Here is a 23509-nt window from a genome sequence, read left to right on the forward strand (position 1 = left end):
AACAGAAAGGGCCGGAGTTTCCCCCGGCCCTTCCTGAAACGTTGCGGTGCCGATCAGGCGCCGGTGAGTTCGGCCGTATCGACCTTCACGCCGGGGCCCATCGACGACGACAGCGCGACCTTGCGGACATACTTGCCCTTGGCGCCGGCCGGCTTCGCCTTGACGATCGCGTCGACGAAGGCGTCGAAGTTCTGGCGCAGCTTTTCTTCGCCGAACGACAGCTTGCCAAGGCCGGCGTGGATGATGCCGACCTTTTCGACACGGAACTCGATCTGACCGCCCTTGGCGGCCTTCACGGCTTCGGCGACGTTCGGGGTGACGGTGCCGAGCTTCGGGTTCGGCATCAGGCCCTTCGGACCCAGCGTCTTGCCGAGGCGGCCGACGATGCCCATCATGTCGGGCGTCGCGATGACGCGGCCATAGTCGAGGTTGCCCGCAAGCATGTCTTCCATCAGGTCTTCGGCGCCCACCTTGTCGGCGCCTGCGGCCAGTGCTTTCTCGGCATTGTCGCCGCGCGCGAACACGGCGACCTTGACGTCCTTGCCGGTCCCCGCGGGCAGCGTGACGACGCCGCGGACCATCTGGTCGGCGTGGCGCGGATCGACGCCCAGGTTCATCGCGATTTCGAGCGTTTCGTCGAACTTGGCGGTCGCCAGCTCGCGCACCAGCTTGATCGCTTCGTCGACGCCGTGCAGCTTCTGCGCGTCGACCTTGCCCTCAAGGGCCTTCTGCTTCTTGGTCAGCTTGGCCATGTTCAGCCCTCCGTCACTTCGAGGCCCATCGAGCGGGCGCTGCCTTCGATGATCTTCGTCGCCTGTTCGATGTCGTTGGCGTTGAGATCCTTCATCTTGATCTCGGCGATTTCGGCGAGCTTCGAGCGCGCGATCTTGCCGCCGCTGATCTTGCCGGGCTCCTTCGAACCCGACTTCAGGTTCGCGGCCTTTTTGATCAGATAGGTCGCCGGGGGCGTCTTGGTGACGAAGGAAAAGCTCTTGTCGGCATAGACGGTGATGATCGTCGGGGTCGGCGTGCCCTTTTCGAGCCCGTCGGTCGCGGCGTTGAACGCCTTGCAGAACTCCATGATGTTGACGCCGCGCTGACCCAGCGCCGGCCCGAGCGGCGGCGAGGGATTGGCGGTGCCGGCGGGCACCTGCAGCTTGATATAGCCGCTGATTTTCTTGGCCATGACGGCCTCCTTTCTTTCTGTCGCCCCCGACCTTGATCCGGGGCTCAAAATAAGCGGTCAAGCAGAGGGCATCACCCCTCCTCCCGCGCGGAATCACAACCGTATCTGTTGCGAAGCGGCGCCGTTAGACCGAAAGGCTGAGAAAGGCAAGCGCCAGTGGCCGATGCGATGACGAGATCCGGGCCTATCCGCCCGCAGCGCCTTCGGAGGGCGTGATGCGCAGCAATCCTTCCTGCATCGCCGAAGCGATCAGCGTGCCGTCCTGGCGATAGATCAGGCCGCGATTGATGCCGCGGCTGCCGCCGGTCCAATCGCTGTCCATCACATAGACGAACCAGTCGTCGACACGGATGTCGTCGTGGAACCACATCGCATGATCGAGGCTGGTCGAGAAAAGCCCCGGCGTCGACCAGGTGAACCCGTGCGGCCGGAGCGACGAGGACAAAAGCCCCATATCCGAGGCATAGGCCAGAAACGCGCGATGGAGCAGCGGATCGTCGCCGATCGGCGCCGCAAGCCGGTACCATTGATAATGCGCCGTCGCCGCTTCGGTCGAGGGCGGGCGGGAACTGCGCATCTCGAACGGCCGCAGCCACGCCATCTGGTCAAGTTGCGCGTCGCTGACATTGGGGTCGGCGGCGATGTTCTCGACGAACTCGGCGCAGTCTTCGGGTGGCCGCAGGTCGGGCATCGGCGTCTGGTGCGCGACGCCCGGCTCGGGCGCGTGAAAGGATGCGGTGAGGTTGAAGATCACCTTGCCATCCTGCCGCACGACGACGCGGCGATTGGCGAAGCTGCGCCCGTCGAAATCGCGGTGGACGCGGAAATGCAGCGGCTTGGCCTCGTCGCCGCCGCGCAGGAAATAGGCGTGCAGCGAATGCGCCGCCTTGCCCGGATCGACGGTGCGCGCCGCCGCGACGAGCGCCTGCGCGATCACCTGCCCGCCGAAAATGCGCTGGCGCGTCGGCTTGGCAAAGGCGGGAAAGGTGAACTCGTCCTCCAGCCCCGCGACGGGTTCGAGGTCGAACAGGCGCGTCACCGCGGCGACGACCTTTTCGGGCGGAACGGCGGCCTGGATTTTGCGCGCGCGTTCGATGCGAGCCTGAATCGCGGCGGGAGTCAGGCTCATGCGATCGTCCAATCTTTCGCTGGATCCCCGTCTTCGCCGGGATGACAACCTGTCGGGGTCGTCACTTCATGCGCTCAACCTGCTCGAAATCGAGCTCGACCGGCGTGGCGCGGCCAAAGATCGACACGCTGACCTTGACGCGCGCCTTGTCGAAGTCGAGTTCCTCGACCACGCCATTGAAGCTCGCGAACGGTCCTTCGAGCACCTTGACCTGATCGCCGATTTCATAATCGACGCGAATTTCGGTCTTCGGACGCGCCGCAGCCTCTTCCTTGCTGTTGAGGATGCGCGCCGCCTCCGCCTCGCTGATCGCCTGCGGCTTGCCCGACGAGCCGAGAAAGCCCGTGACCTTCGGCGTGTTCTTGACGAGGTGATAGACATCGTCGGTCATCGTCAGCTTGGCGAGAACATAGCCGGGGAAGAATTTGCGTTCGGCCTGAACCTTCTTGCCGCGTTTCACTTCGGTGACGGTTTCGACCGGCACCTCGACCGCTTCGACGAAGTCGGTGAGGCCCATGCGTTCGGCTTCGGCGAGCACCGAATCGCGAACCTTGTTCTCGAAACCCGAATAGGCGTGAATGATGTACCAGCGCGCCATATATGTTCGTATCCTGTCCCTGAAAGCCGCGGGCGTTAGCGCGCGAGCGACGTCAGCCAGCTGACGATGTAGCTGAAAACCGTATCGACGCCGAGGAAGAAGAACGACAGAATCGTGGCCATGATCAACACCAGGATCGTCGTCTGCACCGTTTCGCGACCGGTGGGCCAGACGATCTTGCCGGCTTCGGTCTTCACCTGATTGACGAATTCGCCGATTTTGACCTTCGCCATGTCCGTTCCGTCCTCATAAGCGTCAAAGTTACCGGCCAGATGGGTTATCGCCCCCCGCGCGTCAAGCGCGCTTCGGGCAATAGTCCGTCCACCCTCCCCGAGCTTGTCGGCGAAAGGCGGAAGGAAAACGGCGCATCTGTCCGAATGAATGCGGCCTTTACTTGCGCGCTGCGGCGATTGCAAGCGGATGGTCGCGGGCGAAGTCGCGGCGCATCAGCAGGAGCAGGACCACCATCGCCGCCCAGCTGGCGGTCGGCTGGAGCGCGAAGAGGAGATGCAGCGCGCGCGCCGCCACAGCGCCGTCCCGCGGATCGAAACCGACAAGGTCGAGCATCGCATAGCTGACGGCGATCGCCGCCGCGACGCCGAACTTCTGCATCAGGTTCAGGAGCGCGAACAGAAAGGCCGCGCGCGACCGGCCGCAGCGCTCGGCGTCGCGCGGGATCAGGTCGGCCAGCATCGAGTGGATGAACAACAGCCCGACGAAGCCCGTCCCGAGCGTCAACGAAAAAAGTGTCGCCTGCGCAAGCCCACGCGGCGTCTGCCCCAGCGTGGCGACGAGCAGCGTCGAGATCAGCAACGCCATGCCGATCATCATGGGTGGCTTGCCGAAGCGCCGCGCGAGAAAAGTCCAGACCGGCGACGCGAGCGCGCCGCCGACAAAGCTGGCAAACAGGAGCACCGCGCTCTGCGCGTCGAGTCCCAGCACGGCATCGGCAAAAAAGACGAAAAGCGAGGTGAGCGATCCGAACGCAAAACTGTTGAGGAACTGCACGCCAAAGAGCAGCATCAGCGGCGGAAAGCCGAACGAGGCGCGGATTTCCCGGCGCCAGCCGATCCCCGCCTCGGCGACGACGCGGCGCCGCGGGACACGCGCGATCGCATAAATCGCGACGGGCGCCAGAAGCAGGAAGAGGCTTGCATAGGCGATGATCCGTCCCTGCAGGCTGATCGACGGCATCAGCAATTGTGCCGCTGCGGGCGCGGCAAAGGCCAGGATCAGCGCGATCTTCGCGAACCAGTCGCGCATTCCGTAGAGCAGTGCGCTGTCGGCGGGAGTGCGCACGAGCGCCGACCCCCACGACAGCTGGGCAACCTCGTACAGGCTGAAGCTGGAGTAGAAGAGCACCATCATCAGGAACAGCGCCGCGAACGACAGGCGGTCGCCTACCATGACCAGCGCGAGCAGCAGCAAGCCGAGCGGCGCCAGCGCGATCAGCATCCAGCGGCGGTGCGCGCCAAGCCCGGTGCGAACGCGGTCCACCATCGTTCCGATCAGCGGGTCGACCACCCCGTCCCAGATCGTCGTGAGCGAAAAGAGCAGCCCGACCAGCGCCACCGGAATCACCCCGCCTTCGGCGATATAGGGCGGCAGATAGACGCTGAAAGGCAGCGCGAGCATCGCCGTCGGCCCCGCGGTCGCGGCATAGGCCGCCACGACCCGCGGCCGCAGCGCCAACAGGCGAGGCGCGGATATAGCCGATGGCAGGGCGGAACTGGCCACGTCGCGTCGCTCCCCAGGAAGGCACGAAGCGCGATGCTTTCAGCTATTGACAATTATGTCAATGAATCTGGCCGATCCTGAAATGCGATATGAACGGTCGAAGGCGCCAGTCGATCTCTTCCCTTCCCAGCGATTCCTCCTCGATCCCCGCCAGCGCGTTGAGCATCGAATCGCCGAAGACGATGTTGAGGAATAATTTCGCCGCGGCTTGGGGATCGTCGATGTCGGCCTCGCCCGCCGCCGCCCAGCGGGTGAAGAGTTCGGTCAACTCGGCGATCGCGGGCAAGTGGATATCGCGATAGATGCCGGCCGCAAAATCACGGTCGCGCACACTTTCGGACACCAGCATCCGCATCAGCGCGATCGCGCGCGGCGACTGCATCGCGTCGCTTTGGCGGAAGGCATAGCTTTTGAGGGTGTCGACGTGCGACATGGTCGCGGTCACGGCCGGATCGAGCGGGCAGAAGGCCGTTTCGTCCGACCATCGCGTCGCTATTGCGCGTAGCAGGCCCTGCTTGTTCCCGAAAAGGTCATAAAGCGTCGCCAGCGAACCACCCGAACGCCGGACGATGTCGGCGAGGCTGGTGCGTTCATAGCCATGTTCGAGAAACAAGGCTTCGGCCGCGTCGAGAATCGCATTATAGCGCCGCTCGCGCGGCGACTCTGTATCTCTTTGAGAAAAAGTCGTTTCCGACCCGGTCAATTTTTCATTCCTCGTCCCTTGTCGACGTTTGTAACTTAAATTACAGAGAACTGTCGGCGCACGCTTTCGCCTATAAAAACATCCCGCACAACTGCGATTTTTCAGGGGTCAACATGAGTCGCGTTTCTCCTCCCCGCTGCGCCCTCGGCGCCGCACTGGCCCTGCTGCTGGTCGGCTGTTCGTCCGAAGCGCCGCCTGCGCCACCGCCTCCCGAAGTGAATATCGTCACCGTGCGCGCCCGGCCGGTGCCCAACGTCATCGAACTGCCCGGCCGCGTCCAGGCGTATCGGACATCGGAGGTCCGGGCGCGTGTCGATGGCATCGTCGAACGCCGCCTGTTCGACGAGGGCAGTTTTGTGCGCGCGGGCACCGCTTTGTTCCGCATCGACCCGCGACAATTGATCGCGAACGTCAACGCCGCGCGCGCGCAGCTGGCCCGTGCCCAGGCGACCGCGGCGAATGCGCGGCAGGTGGTGGCGCGATACCAGCCGCTGCTCGCCGACCAGGCGATCGGCAGACAGGAATATGACGCCGCGGTCGCCGCGCAGCGCACCGCCGAAGCCGACGTGCAGGCGGCGCAGGCCAATCTGGATTCGGCACGGTTGAACCTCGGCTATGCGACGGTGACTGCGCCGATTTCGGGGCGCGCACGCCGCGCCGAAGTAACCGAGGGCGCGCTGGTCAGCGCAGCACAGGGCACGCTGCTCACCACGATCGAACAGATCGACCGCGTTTACGTCAATTTCGGCCAGTCGAGTTCGGACCTGCTGGCGACGCGCCGCGACATGGGATCGGGACGGATCAGCGCGCCGCAGCTCGAAAGGGTCGAGGTGCAGTTGATCCTCGAGGATGGCAGCGCCTATCCGGTCGTCGGCCATCTCGACTTCCTCGACCTGTCGATCGACGAGGCGACCGGCACCGCCGCGCTGCGCGCGGAGTTTCCGAACCCCAACGCCGCCTTGCTTCCCGGCCAGTTCGTACGCGCACGCATCTTTGCCGGCAATCGCGCCGACGGGATGCTGATCCCGCAGCGCGCGGTCAAGCTGACCGCCGACGCCGCGAGCGTGATGGTGCTCGATACGAAAAATGTCGCAACGCCGCGGCCGATCAAGCTCGGTGCGATGGTCGCGGGTCAGTGGGCGGTGCTCGATGGGCTGAGACCCGGCGACCGGGTGATCGTCGACGGGCTGCAAAAGGTTCAGCCGGGCCAGCCGGTGCGCATCGCGCCGCCTGCGAAACGCTGATCCGGCATGACTCCCCGCTTTTTCATCGACCGGCCCATTTTTTCCTGGGTCATCGCCATCGGCATCCTGCTCGCCGGGATCATCGCGCTGCGTGGGCTGCCCGTCGAGCAATATCCGTCGGTGGCGCCGCCGTCACTGACCATCGGCGTCACCTATCCGGGCGCAGATGCGAGGACGCTGGAGCAGAATGTCACGCAGGTTATCGAGCAGGAACTGAACGGGGTCGAGGGCTTCCTCTACATGGCCTCGACCAGCGAATCCAACGGCACCGCATCGATCACGCTGACCTTTGAGGCGGGGACCGACATCGACAATGCGCAGATGGAGGTACAGAACCGTCTGCGCCGCGTCGAACAGCGGCTGCCCGAAGATGTGCGGCGCCAGGGCATTTCGGTGACCGAGGCCAATTCGGGCTTCCTCCTGATCGTCGCGATCACGTCGAAGAGCGGCAACACGGACCCGATGGAGGTCAACAATTTCGCCAACACGCGCGTGCTCGACGAACTGCGCCGCGTGAATGGCGTCGGCAATGTCCAGGCCTTTGCCCCCGAATATGCGATGCGCGTCTGGCTCGATCCGCAGAAGCTTGCCTCCTATGGCCTCTCGGCTGCCGAAGCGCTCGCGGCGGTGCAGGAGCAGAATAGCCAGACGCCGGGCGGCCAATTGGGCGACCAGCCGATCGCGAAGGGGGCGCAGATCAACGCCGTCATCACGACGCAGGGCCGCTTCACCAAGCCCGAACAGTTCGAAAGCATCATCCTGCGCGCCAACCCCGACGGGTCGGCGGTGACGCTGGCCGACGTCGGCCGCGTCGAGCTTGGCGCGGCAAGCTATCTGTTCTCGTCCGAACTCAATGGCAAGCCAATGGCGGGCCTCGCGGTCCAGCTGACCCCCGGCGCCAATGCGCTGTCGACCGCCGAGGGCGTGCGCGCGCAGATGGCGGAGCTGGAAAAAGGCTTTCCGCCCGACATCAGCTGGTCGATCCCCTATGACACGACGCCCTTCGTCGAGCTGTCGATCGAGGAAGTGGTCAAGACGCTGGTCGAGGCGATGATCCTCGTCTTCCTCGTCATGTTCCTGTTCCTGCAGAACTGGCGCGCGACGGTGATCCCGACGATCGTCGTGCCGATCGCACTCGCAGGGGCGTGCCTTGGCCTGTGGATGTTCGGATTCTCGATCAACGTGTTGACGCTTTTCGGCATGGTGCTGGCGATCGGCATTCTCGTCGACGATGCGATCGTCGTGATCGAAAATGTCGAGCGCATCATGAATGAAGAGCATCTGCCGCCCTATGAAGCGACGGTGAAGGCGATGGGGCAGATCACCAGCGCGATCATCGGCATCACGCTGGTGCTGATCGCGGTGTTCATCCCGATGGCGTTCTTCCCCGGCTCGACGGGCGGCATCTATCGCCAATTCTCGATGACGCTCGCGATCTCGATCGCCTTCTCGGCGCTGCTCGCTCTCACGCTCACGCCGGCGCTCTGCGCGACCTTGCTGAAGCCGCACGACCAGACCAGGCGCACCGGGCCGGTCGGCGTCTTCTTCGATCGCTTCTTCGACCGCTTCAACGGCTGGTTCGGGCGCACGACCGATCGCTATCAGGGCGGCGTGGGCAAGATGCTCGCCGCGCCGCTGCGCTGGCTGGGCGTATTTGTGGCGATGGTCGCGATAACCGCGCTGCTCTTTACCCGCCTCCCCGGATCCTTCCTGCCGCAGGAGGATCAGGGCTATCTGATCACGGTCATTCAGGCCCCGCCGGGCGCGACGACGCAGCGCACCAACGAAGCGACGAAGCAGGTCAAGGCCTTCTTCGCCGAACAGCCGCAGGTCGCGAACATCGTGCTCGTCAACGGCTTCAGCTTTTTCGGCCAGGGTCAGGCGAACGCGATCATGTTCACGCCGCTGAAACCCTGGGACGAACGCACCGGCGAAGGCGACAGCGCCGACGCGATCGCCGGCAGGGCGATGGGCACGCTGATGGGCATCAAGGAAGCCTTTGCCTTTTCGCTGAGCCCGCCGTCGATCCCCGAACTCGGCACGTCGAGCGGCTTTACGTTCAAATTGCAGGATCGCGGCGCAAACGGGCGCGAGGCGCTGGTCGCGGCACGCAACCAGATGCTCGGCGGCGCGATGCAGAGCAAGCTGCTCGCCAATGTCCGCCCCGAAGGGCAGGAAGACGCGCCGGTGCTCAAGCTCGACATCGACCGCATCCAGGCGCGCGCGCTCGGCCTGTCGATCGGCGAGGTCAATGCAACGCTCGCGATCAGTTTCGGTAGCGCCTATGCCAATGACTTCACGCGCGAGGGCCGCGTGCTGCGCGTGCTGCTCCAGGCCGACGCGGCGAACCGCATGACGCCGCAGGATGTGCTCGACCTGCGCGTGCGCAGCGCGACGGGCGACATGGTGCCCTTTGGATCGTTCAGCAAGGCCGAATGGTCGGCCGAACCGCCGCAGCTTCAACGCTATAACGGCTATCCGGCAATGACGATTTCGGGGGAGCCCGCGCCCGGCCAGTCGACCGGCGAGGCGATGGCGGAAATGGAGCGGCTGGCGGAGCAATTGCCGCCGGGATTCGCCTATGAATGGACCGGCATTTCCTATGAAGAGAAGCAGTCGGCCGGTCAGATCGGCATGTTGCTGGGTCTGTCACTCGTCGTCGTCTTCCTGCTGCTCGCCGCGCTCTATGAAAGCTGGTCGGTGCCGGTGGCGGTGCTGCTCGTCGTTCCGCTCGGCGTGCTCGGCGCGGTGCTCTTTTCGATGTTCCGCGGGCTGTCGGCCGACATTTATTTCAACGTCGGCCTGATCACGATCATCGGGCTTGCCGCCAAGAATGCGATCCTGATCGTCGAGTTCGCGATCGAGCAGGAGGCCGAGGGCAAATCGACGCTCGACGCGGTGATGGAAGCGGTGAAGCTGCGCCTGCGGCCGATCATCATGACCAGTCTGGCGTTCATCCTTGGCATGGTGCCGCTCGTTATCGCAACGGGCGCGGGCGCCGCCAGCCGCATCGCGGTTGGATCGGGCGTGATGGGCGGGATGATCGCCGCGACCTTGCTCGGCATCTTCTTCATCCCGCTGTTCTACCTGTCGGTGCGCAAATGGCTGAGCCGCAAACGCCCCCCCGCCCCCACCGAGAAAGGCCACCATGAGGAGCCCGGTCATGCGTAAGGCGATCCTGCTTCTCATCGCAACGACGCTCGCCGGATGCGTCGACATGGCGCCTCCGCACGAGCGGCCACCGCTGGCGACCGCCGCCGACTATCCCGCCGAGTTCGCGGGCGGCGCGACGCCGGGGCAGCGCGCGACCGACATCGCGTGGCGCGACTTCTTCGCCGACCCGCGGCTCGAAATGCTGATCGCGCAGGCGATCGCGCATAATCGCGACCTTGCCGTCGCCGTGGCGCAGATCGAGGAGGCGCGCGGCCTCTATCGCATCCAGGCGGCCGACCGCCTGCCGACGGTCGGCGCCAGCGCCGATGCAGCGCGGACGCGCGGCCCGTCGGTGACGGGCGTAGGCACCGACACGACGAGCCGCTATTCGGTCGGCGTTGGCGTCACCTCGTTCGAGCTCGATTTCTGGGGGCGGGTCAGGAATCTCTCCGAAGCGGCGCGCAGCCAATATCTTGCGACCGAGGCGGCCGAGCGCACTTTTCGCCTCGCGCTTGTGCGCGATGTCGCCTCGACCTATTTCGCTTCGCGCGGCGCCGAGGAGCAGATCCAGCTTGCCGAAGCGACGGTGGCGAGCCGCAAGGAGGGACTGCGCATCGCCCGGCGCCGCCTCGATGCCGGGGTCACATCGGCCCTCGACTATCGCCAGTCGGAAACGCTGCTGACGCAAGCCGAAACGCAGCTCGCGAGCCTGAAGCTCGGCAAGGCGCAGGCCGACAATTTCCTCGCCGTGCTCACTGGCGGCCCGGTTAGCGAGCCTCTGCTCGCGCCGCTTCCGCTCGTCGCGCAGGCGGGGGCACCCGCGCTGACCGCGGGGCTGCCGTCCGACCTGCTCGTCGCGCGCCCCGACATTGTCGCGACCGAGGAACGGCTGCGCGCCGCGCGCGCCAATGTCGGCGCGGCGCGTGCCGCCTTTTTCCCGTCGATCTCGCTCACCGGCAGTTTCGGTTTCGCCTCAGGCGCGCTCGACGACCTGTTCGGCGACGATGGCATGACATGGACTTTCGGCCCGTCGATCAGCCTGCCGATCTTCGACTTCGGTCGGCGGCAAGGCAATCTGACGGTCGCCGAGGCGCGCGAGGACATCGCCGTCGCGGCCTATGAACGCACCGTGCAGGGCGCGTTCCGCGAGGTCGCCGACGCGCTCGCCGGGCGGCGTTATCTGGCCGAACAGGTCGAAGCGCAGGAGCGCGGCACGCTGGCGACGCGGCAGATCGCCGACCTGGCGCGCAAGCGCTATCGCGAGGGGGTGTCGACCTATCTCGAAGTGCTCGACGCCGAACGCAACCTGTTTGCCGCCGAACAGACGCTGATCGAACTGCGCCGTGCGCAGGTCGACAATCTGGTGACGCTTTATGTCGCGCTGGGTGGCGGGCTGGTCGAACGTGCGGGAAGCGCGGCGCGATGAGCGGCGAAACGCTGCTGCTAAAAAATCTGCTGGGGCCGCAGGCCGTTGCGACGATCGCCGACGCCGGGACTGCCGCGACGCCGCATTTCGACCGCCCGACGTTCGTGCGCGCCGCGTCGGAGGGCCTCGATGCGCTGTCGATCATGGAACGCGTGCGCCATATCGCCGATGCGCTGCACGGCGCGCTGCCAGGCGATTATGGCGCGACGCTCGATGCGCTGCGCGCAATGGCACCGCGACTGACGCACGGCTTTCAGGCGATCGCGATCACCGAAGTGGTGGCACGCCACGGCCTCGACGATTTCGATCGCTCAATGGCTGCGCTTGCCGATCTGACGCGCTTTGGTTCGGCCGAGTTTGCGATCCGTCCGTTCCTGACCGCCGATCCCGACCGCGCGCTGGCTACGATGGGGCGCTGGACGACGAGCGACGACGAGCATGTGCGCCGCCTTGCGAGCGAGGGCGCGCGGCCGCGGCTGCCGTGGGCGGCGCGTGTCCCCGCGCTGAAGGTCGATCCGACGCGCGCCGCGCCGATCCTCGAGGCGCTGAAGGCCGACCCTGCCCCCTATGTCCGCAAATCGGTCGCGAACCATCTCAACGATATTGCCAAGGACCGGCCGGGCTGGCTGGTCGAGCGCCTCGCGCACTGGTCGCAGGACGACGAACGCACCGCATGGATCGTCCGCCACGCGCTGCGCACATTGATCAAGAAGGGCGACCCCGCCGCGCTCGCGCTGATCGGCGTCGGCCATGGCGCCGCAGTGACACTGCGCCGCTTTGCTGTCGAACCGGCCAGCGTCCGCCTTGGCGACCGGATCGCCATCACCGTTGCGTTGGCGTCGGAGTCACCCGACGATCAGCCGTTGGTGGTCGACTACCGCATCCATTATGCCCGCCCCGGCGGCAAGAGTGCGCCGAAGGTGTTCAAGCTCAAGAGCTTCACGCTCGCGGGGCACGATACCGCCGCGCTGTCGATTTCACAGACGATCCGCGATTTCACGACCCGCCGCCATCATCCAGGGCGGCACCGGGTCGAACTGATGGTCAATGGCCAGGCGATGGCGGAGGCCGCCTTCGACATCGTTGCCGACGATGGCGCCTAGAGCGCGATGACCTGATATTGACCCACCGTGACGGAGGCGATTTTGGCCGAGTGCGAGGCGCGAGGAGCGGCGCGATGCGGGACATCGCGCCCGACGAGCAACGTGGCAATCGGCAAAAATCGACCCGCCCCGGAGGGGTTGCCCCCTGAAGCCCGCCGGACAGCGGCGCGTCTCTGGTCCGGGCAACCAGCCCGTCCTGCGAGACGCTTCTTGCCGACGAACTTCAGGGGGCAATCACGGTGGGTCAATATCAGGTCATCGCGCTCTAGGGCGGCGGCGCGCCTGCATCGGGCCGGGTCGGTTCGGGCGGGCGCTGCTCGATCGGCAGGCGAAGGTCGATCCGGCTGCCATTGATTTCGGTCGAGATTACCGCGTCGCCACCTTCAATGCCCACGCGTGTCCGGTCGCCGACGGGGATGTCGCCGATATCGGGAATGGTCGGTGTATCCTGCGGCTCGACGGGGCCGGTCGGATCGACGGGGCGCGGTCGCGGCGCAGCCTTTTGCCCCGATGCCTGCCTCATGAAGTCGCGCCACATGCGCGCGGGCAGGCCGCCGCCCGAAATGCCCCGAAGCGGGCTGTTGTCGTCATTGCCGATCCACACGCCGACGACGAGACCATTGGCATAGCCGACGAACAGCGCGTCGCGATTATCCTGGCTGGTGCCCGTCTTGCCGAAATTGGGCTGCGGCAGCCGCGCGGCGCGCCCGGTACCGCGATTGACGGCGGCGCGCAGCATCTTTTCCATATCGCGATGCACGCGCGAGCTGAACCGCGACGGGCCCCATACGAGATTTTCGAGCCAGCCCTTTTCCTCCTCGCTGAACGCATGGGGCTTCACCGGATAGCGGTTCGCCGCGACCGCGGCATAGGCCGCCGTCAGTTCAAGGAGGGTCATGCTGGACGTGCCGAGCGCCAGGCTGGGATCCCCCTCCGCGAGCGGCGCGGTAACGCCCAGGTCGCGCGCCATGTCGATCACCTTGTCGCCGCCGACTTCGGCGAACAGGCGCACCGCCGCGACATTGCTCGACGACGCAAAGGCGTCCTCCAGGCTGATCCGCGGCGAATAGGCGCCGCCCGCGTTCCTGGGGCGATAGGCGCCGGTTTCGATCGGGCCGTTGTCGATCTTGTCATCGGGCTCCCACCCGGCGCGCAGCGCGGCGAGATAGACGAACAGCTTGAAGGTCGATCCCGGCTGACGCCGCGCCTGCGTCGCGCGGTTGAAGGGCGAGGCGGCATAATCCTTGCCGCCGATCATCGCGACGACCTCGCCATTCGGGCGCATCGCGACGAGCGCGACCTGCGCCTTGCCAAGCCCCGCGCGGCTGGTGACGCGCCGCGCGATCGACTGGAGCCGCGCGTCGAGCGTCGTCGCGATCGTCTGGCGCGAATAGCCGACGTCGCTCAATTTGCGCGCCTCGGGCAGCGCCCAGTCGGCGAAATAGGTGCCCGTGGGCAAGGTGTTGCGCGTGCGCACATCGATGCGCGGGGTGCGGATCGCGCGCGCCTGTCGCTCGGTCAGTCGGCCTGTCGCGACCATCGCCTTCAACACCAGCTTCATCCGCTTTTCGGCGAGGTCGGGATTGCGCGTCGGCGCAAGACGCGACGGCGCCTGTACCAGCCCCGCGAGCATCGCCGCCTGCGCCGGGGTCAGGTTTTCGGGCTGGCGATAGAAATAATGCAGCGACGCAGCGCGCAGCCCATAGGTATTGTCGCCGAAATAGGCGTTCGACAGATAGCGTTCGAGTATCTCGTCCTTCGTCAGCCATGCCTCCAGCCAGAAAGCGATCAGCGCCTCGCGCGCCTTGCGCCCCAGCGTGCGCTTCGGCGTCAGAAAGGTGAACTTCGCAAGCTGCTGGGTGATCGTGCTGCCGCCCTGCGTCGGGCCGCCCGTGATGTTGCTCCACACCGCGCGCGCGATGCTGCGCGGGTCGATACCCCAGTGCGAATAGAAACGCCGGTCCTCGATCGCCAGAAAGGCGCCCGTGACATGAGCCGGCAGGTCGCGCGTCTTGACCGGCCGGTCGACGATCGCCCCCGACCGCGCGATCGGCGTTCCGTCGGATGCGAGCAGGGTAATCTGCGGCGGCGCGATCGGTTCGAGCGATTTCGACAGCGGCGCGGTGAGCGCGAGCCAGCCGACGAGCAGGATGAAAATCACGCACAGAACCGCAAAGCCGCGCGCGACGCGGCGCACCCATTTGCGCCGCCGCGATTCAGGAAGCGGCGACGACGGCGGCAGCGACCGGGACGGCGGAACGTCGGCGAACGGCCCGCCCGGCGTCATCGCAAGGGTGGGATCGGAGCCTTCGGGTTTGCGGAACCAGGTCATGCTTGAGGCCGTATTACAACCCCAACACAGCATAGGCAAATGGCTTGTCGGCGCGCGTCAGCTGCCCGCGCTTCGCAGCGTATCGCGCGCGACACGCTGTAACGCCGTGGCCTGAGCGTTGGAAAGGCCCAGTTCGTCCGCACCCTTCTCATCCGGTCCCAGCGCCGTCGGATCGACGCCGGTAACCGCGCCGAAGGTCACCAGCGCCGAAAGATAATAGCCCGCGACGCTGGCGTGATAATGGTCATAGGCCCACAGATCGAGCTGGCCATAGCCGATGCCGTCATAGGGATTGGCATCGGCGATCCCCTCTGTCATCGCGCGGTTCCACGCCTGCCCCACCGGCAGGATGCCGGTGACCGCGGGATTGGCGGCGCGCACCTTGTCGGCCGCGGCGCGCAGATCCTCCGCCATCGCGGTCACTGGCCGACCATACCAATGCCCCGTGGGCTTGTAGGTCTGGTCGGCGCGCGTCCAGCTCGCCATCAGGCGGATGTCGACCGCGGGATTACGCGCCTTGAACAGCCTGGCAAGCCGGTCGACGTCGCGCATGTAGTTGCCGGGATCACCGGGCCGGTCGCGGTCGAGCGTGCTGAACTCCTGCAGCACGACAACGTCCCACGCGCGGTCGAACCGCTGGCGCCGCTCGTCATAATGAAAGCCCAGCGACTTGCCGCCCTGCGTTTCGAGGCTGACATGATAGTCCAGCCCCGCCTGCTCGGTGAACAGCTTGAACAGCGCCGGTACGCCGCCATAGCCGGCGTTATTGAGGTCGGTGACTGATCCCGCACGCCAGTTGCGCGCCGCCGAATGCGCGCCCTGCGTAAAGCTGTTGCCGATGAACAGGATCGTTCGCGGCGCAGCCCTGGGGTCGGTCTGCCCCGCGGCGGCGTCACCATGCGGGACGGTGCTGGCGACCGCGTGGCCGGGCGCGCACCCTGCCAGCGCGAGCAGCACCGCGCCCCACATGGCCTTCAGGGGCCCAGTGGATCGAAGCCCCGAAGCCGTATGTACCTTATATCGCATCAAAAGCTGCCCCGAAGCTGGACATAGAACTCCCGCGGCTTAACCGAATGATATTCGGGGTAATAGCCCAGGCTTTCATCGACAAGCGGCGGCGCGCTGTCGAAGACGTTGTTGACGCCGAGGCGCAGCCGCACGTCGCGGCGGCCGCCGAGGCGGAAGCGATATTCGCCATGAAGATTGACGCGCCAATCCTCCTTGACCTTCCAATAGACGGTTTCGCCATCGACGGTGATGTCGGCGCTGGTGTCGATCATGTCGGACACATAGCGCACCGATCCGCCCATGCTGAAATCGTCGAGCCGCCAGCCGAAGGTCGCGGTGCCGCGCCAGCGCGGGTTGCCGTCGAGCTTGACGCGATCGACCTGCAACTCGGCAAAGTCGCCCGCAAAGGCAGGGTTCTGGGCGAGCGCCGCGAGCAGGTCGTTGCGCACGACATCGAGCTTGTTGAGATAGGTCGCCTCCACCCCGAAGCGGAAGGTTCCAGCGGATCCCGCGTCGATGCTGGTCGACAGGCCGAAATCGAAGCCGTCGGCCACCTGGCTGTCGAGATTGATATAGGGATCGACGATGAACTGCACCTGCCCCGCCGCCTGCCGCGGCGCGTCGGGATTGGCGGCATTATAGGCGTCGAAGGCGGCCTGGTCGGCGGCGGTCACCGGCGCGCGGACGACGTTGGGATTGCTCGACCCCTGCTGGCGCAGCAGGAAATCGAGCGCGAGCGCTTCCTGATCGCCAAAGGCGCCGATCACGCCCGTCTGCTCGAAACGCCAATAATCGACGTTGATCGCAAAGCGCCGGAAAATGTTGCTTTCAAACGCCTTGGTCAGGTCGAGCGTCGCCCCCACGACAAAGGTTTCGGTATCTTCGTTCTTCAGATCGGGGTTCGACTGGCGGACCGAGGCCAGATAGGCGTCGCCGGTCGATACCGGGTCCCCCGTCACGTCGCGGCGGTAATAATCCTCGGTCCCCAGATTGAGCCGCGAGATGTCGCCGCGGTTGAGCTGGACGAGGTTGGGGACGCGAAAGCCCTGCGAATAGGCAGCGCGCAGATTGAACGCCTCGACCGGGAACCACGACAGCGCGACCTTGGGCTTTACCGCCCCGTCCTTGATGTCGTTGAAATACTCGCCGCGCACCGCAAGTTGCAGCGTCAGGTCGTTGATGAAGGTGCCCTCACCGCGGTGCAGCGGAATCAATGCCTCGCCAAAGGCCGAAAAGACGTCGCGCCCCGCGCTCGAATCGCGCGTCGGGCTGACCCCGACGACGTCGGACACGCCGGAAACGTTCGATTCATCGAAAATGATCGTCCCGTCGAGCCGCGGGTCGCGATCCTCTTCATAATAGTCGTGTCGCCACTCGACCCCGAAGGCGAGCCCGACGGGACCGTCGATCAGGTCGAAGGCGTCGCTGTTCGATACGCGAAAATCGGCGGTCATCAATTCGGTCGTGCCGACATTGGTGTTGGAAATCCGCACCCGGTCCCATTGCTCCTGCGTGTTGGCGTTGGGGCCGCCGAAAGGGTTGATCGCGTCGGGCGTCGATTTCGCCAGTTCCGCCACGAGCAGGGTTTTCGACAGGCGGTTGCTCTCGGTGTCTTCGGTGCGGTTGCCGCTCATCGCCACCGCGCCTTCCCAGTCCCAACTCCCGAACTGGCCGCGCAGCCCGGCGAGCAGGCGATAGGTTTCGGTCTGCGTGTCGATAAAGCGCGGGCCAAGATCGGTCGGTCGCCAGTTGACGAGCAGGATGTCACGGCCTTCGGCGGGAACGTCGCTGGTGTTGAGGCCGGGCAGACGGTTCGGGCTGCCCACCGCGCCAAAAGGGTTCCAATAATTGCTGGCCGGGACGATCAGGAAGGCGAGCCCGCTGTCGACGGGTTGCGCGGCGCGGTTCGAGCTGGTCGTCGCACGGTAATAGAGCGCCTCGGCGAACAGCTCGACGCCGCCCTCGAACTCATGCTCCATATTGGCATAGGCGTTGTAACGCCTCGCCGACGAAATCAACTGGCGTCCCTTTGCCGTCACCGGGTCGTTGGCGATGTTGACGCCTTCATTCAGCGAATTGTTCGGCTGGTTCGCCCCGAAATCATAGCGCAACGCCGTGTCGAGCGAGCCGTCGTCGAGCCCCATGCAGCCCTCGCTGCCCGTGCCAAGTTCGGCGCGGGTGCCCGGAAAATCGCACGGCTGGATATGGAACACGCCGCTCGAGCTGGTGAGCGCCGTTGTGCCCTGACGCACGCGGCGACCGACGAACACGCCGTCCGCATTGACCGATCCGACCTGAAACTGCCCGAAAGGCGACGAGGTCGAGGTATTGCGAAAGTCGGTGGTTTCGGTCGCAAAGGGCGAATCGCCCAGGAAGGCGCGCTTGTCGACCGAATTGAATTGCGGGCCAAGCTCGCTGGAAAACAATCCGTTGCGGTCATAATAGCTGCCCGACAGCATCAGGCGCGTGCGCCCCTTGTTGAACTCGACGCCAAAGCCGCCGTCGATGCTGATCTCGTCCGACCCGGTCCCTTCGAGTTTGCTATATTCGAAGCTCAGAATGTTGCGGCTGAAATCGGCATCGAGGATCGTGTTGACCACCCCCGCCGTCGCATCCGACCCGTAAAGCGCCGAAGCGCCGTCGCGCAGTACCTCGACACGGTCGATGCCCGTCGCTGGAAAGGCGTTGACGTTGACGATCTGGCGCGGCGTCGATCCGATGTCCTGATTTGCGGCATGCGCCGCGATGCGGCGGCCGTTGAGCAGGATCAGCGTGTTGCCGGTGCCGAGACCGCGCAGGTTGACCGTCGCGACGTCGCCGCGCGCATCGTTCGGCCCGTCGGCGGCGCCGTTGATCTCCGCCGAGCCGGCCTGCGCGATATATTCCATGATCTCGCCGGTCGAGCTGGCGCCGAAGCTCTCAATCTCTTCCTTGCCCAGCGTCGTGACCGCGATCGCGCCGCTGTCCGATGCGCCCTTGATGTTCGATCCGGTGACGACAATTTCCTCGGCGGCCTGCGCATTGTCGTCCTGTGGCGCGGCGTCCTGCGCCCGTGCCATCGTGGCCGCCATTCCGGCCGCGACGATCAGCGCGATCCGGCTGCTCTGGCGCACCCAGCGGCTCTGTGTCGTCTTGATCATATCGTCCCCCATCTCTCTTCCATTTGTCCGGTCAGTCGGTGTCGGTTTCGATCGGCGCCGCGGCGAGCGGCGCGGGCTCGCCGGCGAGCGCGCGGGCAAGCGCCTCGCGGTCGAGGCCTTTTTCCCAGCCCGCGACGACGATCGCGGCGAGCGCGTTGCCGATGAAATTGGTGAGCGCGCGGCACTCGCTCATGAAACGGTCGATGCCGAGGATCAGCGCGAGCCCCGCGACGGGGACCGAGGGCACGATCGACAGCGTCGCGGCCAGCGTGATGAACCCCGCGCCGGTGACTCCCGCCGCGCCCTTCGAGCTTACCATCGCGACGAGCAGCAGCGCGATCTGATCGCCGAGGCTGAGGTCGACGCCGACCGCCTGCGCAATGAACAGCGCCGCGAGCGTCATATAGATGTTGGTGCCGTCGAGGTTGAAGCTGTAGCCCGTCGGCACGACGAGACCGACGATTGGCTTGGCGCAGCCCGCCTTTTCGAGCTTTTCGATGAGGCTGGGCAAGGCGGCTTCGGACGAGGAGGTGCCGAGCACGAGCAGCAGTTCGGCCTTGAGATAGGCGATCAGCCGAAAGATCGAAAAGCCTGAGAAATGCGCGACGGCGCCCAGGATGACGATCACGAAAAAGAGCGAGGTGAGATAGAAGGTCGCGATCAGCAGGCCGAGATTGGCGAGCGATTCGACCCCATATTTGCCGATGGTAAAGGCCATCGCGCCGAACGCCCCGATCGGCGCGAACTTCATCAGCATCCCGACAAGGCCGAAGAACACCGTCGAGACCTTTTCGAGCAGGCCCAGCACCTGCCGCCCCGGTTCGCCCGCGTGCGACAGCGCGAGGCCAAAGAGGATCGCGACGAACAGCGCCTGCAATATCGACCCCTCGGTCAGCGCCGAAACGAAGGTGACGGGAATGATGTCGAGCAGGAAGGCGGTGAGCGTCGCCTCGTGTGCCTTCGCCTGATATTGCGCGACCGCGCCCGCGTCGAGCGTCGCGGGGTCGATGTTCATTCCCGCACCGGGCTGAACGACGTTGGCGACCACCAGCCCGACGATCAGCGCCAGCGTCGAGAAAAAGAGAAAATAGGCAAAGGCCTTGCCGACCACGCGGCCGAGCGCTTTCGTCTCGCCACCGATCGAGGCGATGCCGGTCGCAACGGTCAGGAAGATGACCGGCGCGATGATCATCTTCACCAGTTTGATGAAGCCGTCGCCGAGCGGTTTGAGTTCGGTGCCGATGGCGGGCCAGAAATGGCCGAGCAGCACACCCGCAACGATCGCTGCGAGTACCTGTACATACAGATGCGACCACCAGGCGCGGGGCCGGGCAGGAGTCGGCGCTGCCATAACATTGACGTTGGCTGCCACCAGCCTCTCCCCTTGTTGTGCGCCGATGCGGCGCGACTTTCGGCCGTTCGGCAGCCTTTTGGCGAGTTTAGGGAGTTGGCGGATCGGGGGTCAAACGGGCGATGGAATCTATCTACGATTTTGTATTTCTTACTTTAATTATTTTGCCGCGTCGACGCGGAGAGACAAATTGTGCGAAACACCGCATACCAAATCATCAAAGTGTGCAACAATCCGCACATGATCGATTCGCGCGATTCGTCCGTCATCGCTCCCGTGACCGGTCGCCGCCGGTTGCTGATCGCGGTCGCGGCGGGGCTGGCGATCCTGTTGCTCGCCGGATTTGGTCTTGCCCATTGGGCCGCCGGGCGCGCCGGGGCGCAAACGGCCGTCGAGGCGCAACAGAATGCCCGCGCGCACGCGAGCCTGCTCGAAAGCGAGTTGCAGAAGTTCCGCCTCCTGCCCCGCGTGCTTACCGAATTTCCCGATGTGCGCGCGGCGCTCGCGGACAAGAGCGATGCGGCATCGCGTCGCCTTGACCGCGAGCTCGAACAGCTTGCGACGCGCACCGATGCCGCGGTGATTTACGTTCTCGATGCCGATGGCACGACCATCGCGGCGAGCAACTGGCAGTCGCCGACCAGCTTCGTCGGCGAGAATTATCGTTTCCGTCCCTATTTTCGGGACGCGATGCAGCGCGGCGACGCCGAACTGTTCGCGCTGGGGACGGTGAGCGGACGCCCCGGCCTTTACCTCGCACGGCGCGTCAACGCGGGCGGCGACGCGGACGGGCGGGCGCTCGGCGTGATCGTGCTCAAGGTCGAGTTCGACAAGCTCGAAACGCGCTGGGCCGACTCCGCCGCGACCACGCTCGTCACCGACGCGGCGGGCATCGTCGTGATGAGCAGCGCGCCGCGCTGGCGCTTCCGGTCTTTCGGTGCCTTGTCGGCGCGTGATCGTCAGCGGCTGCGCGCGACGCGCAGCTATGGCGACGCGCCGCTGGATCCGTTGCCGCTGCGCCGCACGGGAGACGTTCTCCGCATCGGCGACCAGTCCTATTTTCAGGTGGCGGAGCGGGTGTCGCTGCCCGGCAGCACGCTTCGCCTGCTCCAGCCCGCCGAACCCGCACGCGCGAGCGCCAATGCGACCGCGCGCGTGATATTCCTCATCCTCCTCATCCTGGTCGGCGCGGCGATCGTCAGCTTGCTCCGCCTCGTCGAGCGGCAGGCGCTGCGACAGGCGGCGCATGAGGCGCTCGAACGCGAGGTTGCCGCGCGCACGCGCGATCTGCGCGCCGCGAACGACGAATTGCGGCAGGCATCCGAGCGGCAGGCCGAAACCGACCGTCGCTATCGCGCCGCGCGCGAGGAGCTGGCGCAGGCCAGCCGCCTCGGCTCGATCGGGCAGATCACCGCCGGGGTCGCGCACGAGATCAACCAGCCGGTCGCAGCGATCCGCAGCTTTGCCGAAAATGCCCTCGCCTATCTGGGTCGGTCAGAGGGCGACAAGGCGCGCGCCAATCTGGACCATATCGTCGCGCTGACCGCGCGCGTCGGCGCGATCACCGGCGAGTTGCGCAATTTTGCGCGCCGCGCGACCGCGCCGCTGGGGCCGGTGGCGTTGCAGTCAGCGATCGACGGCACGCTGCTGCTGATCGGCGACCGGCTGCGCGCGCAGGGCATCGCGCTCGATGTCGAGTTGGCGAACCCGGCCGCGACCGTCCACGCCGACCGCGTCCGGCTGGAGCAAATCCTGGTCAACCTCCTGCAAAATGCCGCCGATGCAGTGCGCGGCCTCGAAGGCGCCCGCATCAGCCTGACCGCGCACGGCGGCGATCCGGTGGCGATCGATATTTGCGACAATGGGCCGGGCGTGCCCGCCGACCTGAAGCCACAATTGTTCACGCCCTTCGTCACCGGGCGCCCCGATGGGCTGGGGCTGGGACTCGCGATCGCGAGCGACATCGCCAAAGCGTTCGGCGGTACGCTCTCGATCATCCCCTCACCGCTCGGTGGTGCGGGGTTCCGCGTGACGCTGAGGCCGGCATGAGTTTCTTCACCGCCGAGCAGACGATCCTTTTCGTCGACGACGATGCCGCACTGCGCGAAGCGAATGCGCAGACGCTCGACCTTGCGGGCCTTGCGGTCGAAACCTTCGCCGATGCGCAGAGCGTGCTGCCGCGCATCGCCGCTGATTTCGCCGGGATCGTCATCACCGACATAAGGATGCCCGGCATGGACGGGCTGGAACTGCGCGCCGCGATCCATGCAATCGACCCCGACATCCCCGTCGTGCTGATCACCGGGCACGCCGATGTGACGATGGCGGTGCGGGCGCTCCACGACGGGGCGTTCGACTTTCTCGCCAAACCTTTTGCGGCGGACCATCTGGTCGGCGTCGCGCGCCGCGCGCTCGCGCATCGCGCGCTGATCCTCGACAACCGGCGCCTCACCGCGGCGGCGGCGGCGATCGACAGTCCACTGATCGGCGAAAGCCCGGCGATGGTCCGTCTGCGCGAAACGATCGCGCAGCTGGCGCAGGCCGACATCGACGTGCTGATCGAGGGCGAGACGGGGACGGGCAAGGAACTGGTCGCGCATATGCTCCACCGCCAGAGTCGGCGGAGCGCGGCGTCGCTCGTCGCGGTCAATTGCGCCGCTTTGCCGCACGACCTGGCCGAAGCCGAACTGTTCGGCAGCAACCTTGTCGACCGCGCGACGGGCAAGCTGGGCCAGGCTGGGCGGATCCGCGGCGCGCATCGCGGGACCTTGTTCCTCGACGAGATCGACACGATGCACGCGGCGGTGCAGGCGAAGCTGCTGCGCGTGATCGAGGAGCGCGAGGTGCAGCCATTGGGGGCGAGTGCGCCCGAACCCGTCGACCTGCGCGTTGTCGCAGCGACCAAGACCGACCTGATGGACGCGGTGCGTGCGGGGGATTTTCGCGAAGACCTTTATTACCGGCTGCACGTCGTCAAGCTGCGCCTTCCGCCCTTGCGCGAGCGTCGCTCCGACATCCCGCAGACCTTTGCCTTCTTCCTCGACGAGGCGGCGTCGAAAATGGGGCTGACGGGGTTCCAGATCGACGACGCCACGCGTCGGCACCTGGTCGAACATGACTGGCCGGGCAACGTCCGCGAGCTCAAGAACTTCGCCTATAGCGTCGTGCTCGACCTGCCCTCCGACCCCGCGCGTTCGGCGATGCCGGCAGCCGCGCCGCTTGCCGAGCGGCTGCGCCGGTTCGAGGCGACGATCATCGAGGATACGCTCGCCCAGACGCGCGGCAATATCGGCGAGACGATGGCGCAGCTCGGCGTGCCGCGAAAGACGCTTTACGACAAGATGGCCAAGCTGGGGATCGATCCGAAGCGGTTTCGAGGCTGATCGCAACGGAAGGAGC

Annotated in this window: 18 protein-coding genes; 6 read left to right on the forward strand and 12 right to left on the reverse strand. The window is 65.8% G+C overall.

Annotation, left to right across the window (positions count from 1 at the left end):
- Window positions 1–53: 53 nt before the first annotated feature.
- The 7 genes from rplA to SALA_RS07340 all read right to left on the reverse strand — a co-directional run bounded on the left by rplA (window position 54) and on the right by SALA_RS07340 (window position 5353).
- The gene (rplA, locus tag SALA_RS07310; RefSeq protein ID WP_011541734.1) at window positions 54–752 is read right to left on the reverse strand and encodes a 50S ribosomal protein L1; all 699 of its coding nucleotides are present in this window, start codon (window positions 750–752) and stop codon (window positions 54–56) included.
- Between the two features lie 2 nt (window positions 753–754).
- The gene (gene rplK, locus SALA_RS07315; RefSeq protein ID WP_011541735.1) at window positions 755–1186 is read right to left on the reverse strand and encodes a 50S ribosomal protein L11; all 432 of its coding nucleotides are present in this window, start codon (window positions 1184–1186) and stop codon (window positions 755–757) included.
- A 184-nt stretch (window positions 1187–1370) separates the two neighbouring features.
- Window positions 1371–2315, reverse strand: coding sequence for an acyl-CoA thioesterase (locus tag SALA_RS07320; protein ID WP_084764811.1), 945 nt, complete (start codon window positions 2313–2315; stop codon window positions 1371–1373).
- 61 nt (window positions 2316–2376) lie between these two features.
- Window positions 2377–2913: a transcription termination/antitermination protein NusG gene (gene nusG / locus SALA_RS07325; RefSeq protein WP_011541737.1), complete on the reverse strand. Its 537-nt coding sequence runs from the start codon at window positions 2911–2913 to the stop codon at window positions 2377–2379.
- A 35-nt stretch (window positions 2914–2948) separates the two neighbouring features.
- Window positions 2949–3146, reverse strand: a complete 198-nt coding sequence (secE, locus tag SALA_RS07330; RefSeq protein ID WP_041383169.1) for a preprotein translocase subunit SecE — start codon at window positions 3144–3146, stop codon at window positions 2949–2951.
- 157 nt (window positions 3147–3303) lie between these two features.
- The gene (locus SALA_RS07335; RefSeq protein ID WP_011541739.1) at window positions 3304–4650 is read right to left on the reverse strand and encodes an MFS transporter; all 1347 of its coding nucleotides are present in this window, start codon (window positions 4648–4650) and stop codon (window positions 3304–3306) included.
- Between the two features lie 58 nt (window positions 4651–4708).
- Window positions 4709–5353, reverse strand: coding sequence for a TetR/AcrR family transcriptional regulator (locus tag SALA_RS07340; protein ID WP_011541740.1), 645 nt, complete (start codon window positions 5351–5353; stop codon window positions 4709–4711).
- Between the two features lie 113 nt (window positions 5354–5466).
- Here SALA_RS07340 and SALA_RS07345 point away from each other — a divergent pair, with 113 nt between their 5' ends.
- The 4 genes from SALA_RS07345 to SALA_RS07360 are packed head-to-tail and all read left to right on the forward strand — an operon-like array spanning window position 5467 to window position 12279.
- The gene (locus tag SALA_RS07345; RefSeq protein ID WP_011541741.1) at window positions 5467–6597 is read left to right on the forward strand and encodes an efflux RND transporter periplasmic adaptor subunit; all 1131 of its coding nucleotides are present in this window, start codon (window positions 5467–5469) and stop codon (window positions 6595–6597) included.
- 6 nt (window positions 6598–6603) lie between these two features.
- Window positions 6604–9768, forward strand: coding sequence for a multidrug efflux RND transporter permease subunit (locus tag SALA_RS07350; RefSeq protein WP_011541742.1), 3165 nt, complete (start codon window positions 6604–6606; stop codon window positions 9766–9768).
- Window positions 9761–11176 (forward strand): efflux transporter outer membrane subunit, encoded by a 1416-nt coding sequence (locus tag SALA_RS07355; protein ID WP_011541743.1) that lies wholly within the window; start codon window positions 9761–9763, stop codon window positions 11174–11176. Before SALA_RS07350 ends, SALA_RS07355 begins: the two co-directional genes overlap by 8 nt.
- Window positions 11173–12279: a DNA alkylation repair protein gene (locus SALA_RS07360; RefSeq protein WP_011541744.1), complete on the forward strand. Its 1107-nt coding sequence runs from the start codon at window positions 11173–11175 to the stop codon at window positions 12277–12279. Before SALA_RS07355 ends, SALA_RS07360 begins: the two co-directional genes overlap by 4 nt.
- Here the strand turns inward: SALA_RS07360 and SALA_RS17625 are convergent.
- The 5 genes from SALA_RS17625 to SALA_RS07380 are packed head-to-tail and all read right to left on the reverse strand — an operon-like array spanning window position 12276 to window position 20110.
- Window positions 12276–12533: a hypothetical protein gene (locus SALA_RS17625; protein ID WP_084764693.1), complete on the reverse strand. Its 258-nt coding sequence runs from the start codon at window positions 12531–12533 to the stop codon at window positions 12276–12278. The genes SALA_RS07360 and SALA_RS17625 overlap by 4 nt on opposite strands.
- Window positions 12534–12544: 11 nt before the next feature.
- Window positions 12545–14611 carry a transglycosylase domain-containing protein gene (locus SALA_RS07365; protein ID WP_237700935.1) on the reverse strand — a complete coding sequence of 689 codons (2067 nt, stop codon included), beginning with the start codon at window positions 14609–14611 and terminating at the stop codon, window positions 12545–12547.
- A 57-nt stretch (window positions 14612–14668) separates the two neighbouring features.
- Window positions 14669–15580, reverse strand: a complete 912-nt coding sequence (locus tag SALA_RS07370) for a DUF4886 domain-containing protein (protein WP_192807455.1) — start codon at window positions 15578–15580, stop codon at window positions 14669–14671.
- A gap of 56 nt (window positions 15581–15636) precedes the next feature.
- Window positions 15637–18759, reverse strand: a complete 3123-nt coding sequence (locus SALA_RS07375) for a TonB-dependent receptor plug domain-containing protein (protein WP_011541748.1) — start codon at window positions 18757–18759, stop codon at window positions 15637–15639.
- A 31-nt stretch (window positions 18760–18790) separates the two neighbouring features.
- A complete protein-coding gene (locus SALA_RS07380; protein WP_041383171.1) occupies window positions 18791–20110 on the reverse strand; it encodes a dicarboxylate/amino acid:cation symporter in 1320 nt (439 codons plus the stop codon).
- Window positions 20111–20350: 240 nt separating this feature from the next.
- Between SALA_RS07380 and SALA_RS07385 the strand changes: the two genes are divergently transcribed.
- Together SALA_RS07385 and SALA_RS07390 are read left to right on the forward strand one after the other, a co-directional pair.
- Window positions 20351–22159: a sensor histidine kinase gene (locus tag SALA_RS07385; RefSeq protein ID WP_041383864.1), complete on the forward strand. Its 1809-nt coding sequence runs from the start codon at window positions 20351–20353 to the stop codon at window positions 22157–22159.
- Complete coding sequence (locus tag SALA_RS07390) at window positions 22156–23493, forward strand: sigma-54-dependent transcriptional regulator (RefSeq protein WP_011541751.1); 1338 nt, start codon at window positions 22156–22158, stop codon at window positions 23491–23493. Before SALA_RS07385 ends, SALA_RS07390 begins: the two co-directional genes overlap by 4 nt.
- The last annotated feature ends 16 nt before the right edge of the window (window positions 23494–23509 follow it).

The sequence above is a fragment of the Sphingopyxis alaskensis RB2256 genome (genome assembly GCF_000013985.1).
In the GTDB taxonomy this organism is placed as follows: domain Bacteria; phylum Pseudomonadota; class Alphaproteobacteria; order Sphingomonadales; family Sphingomonadaceae; genus Sphingopyxis; species Sphingopyxis alaskensis.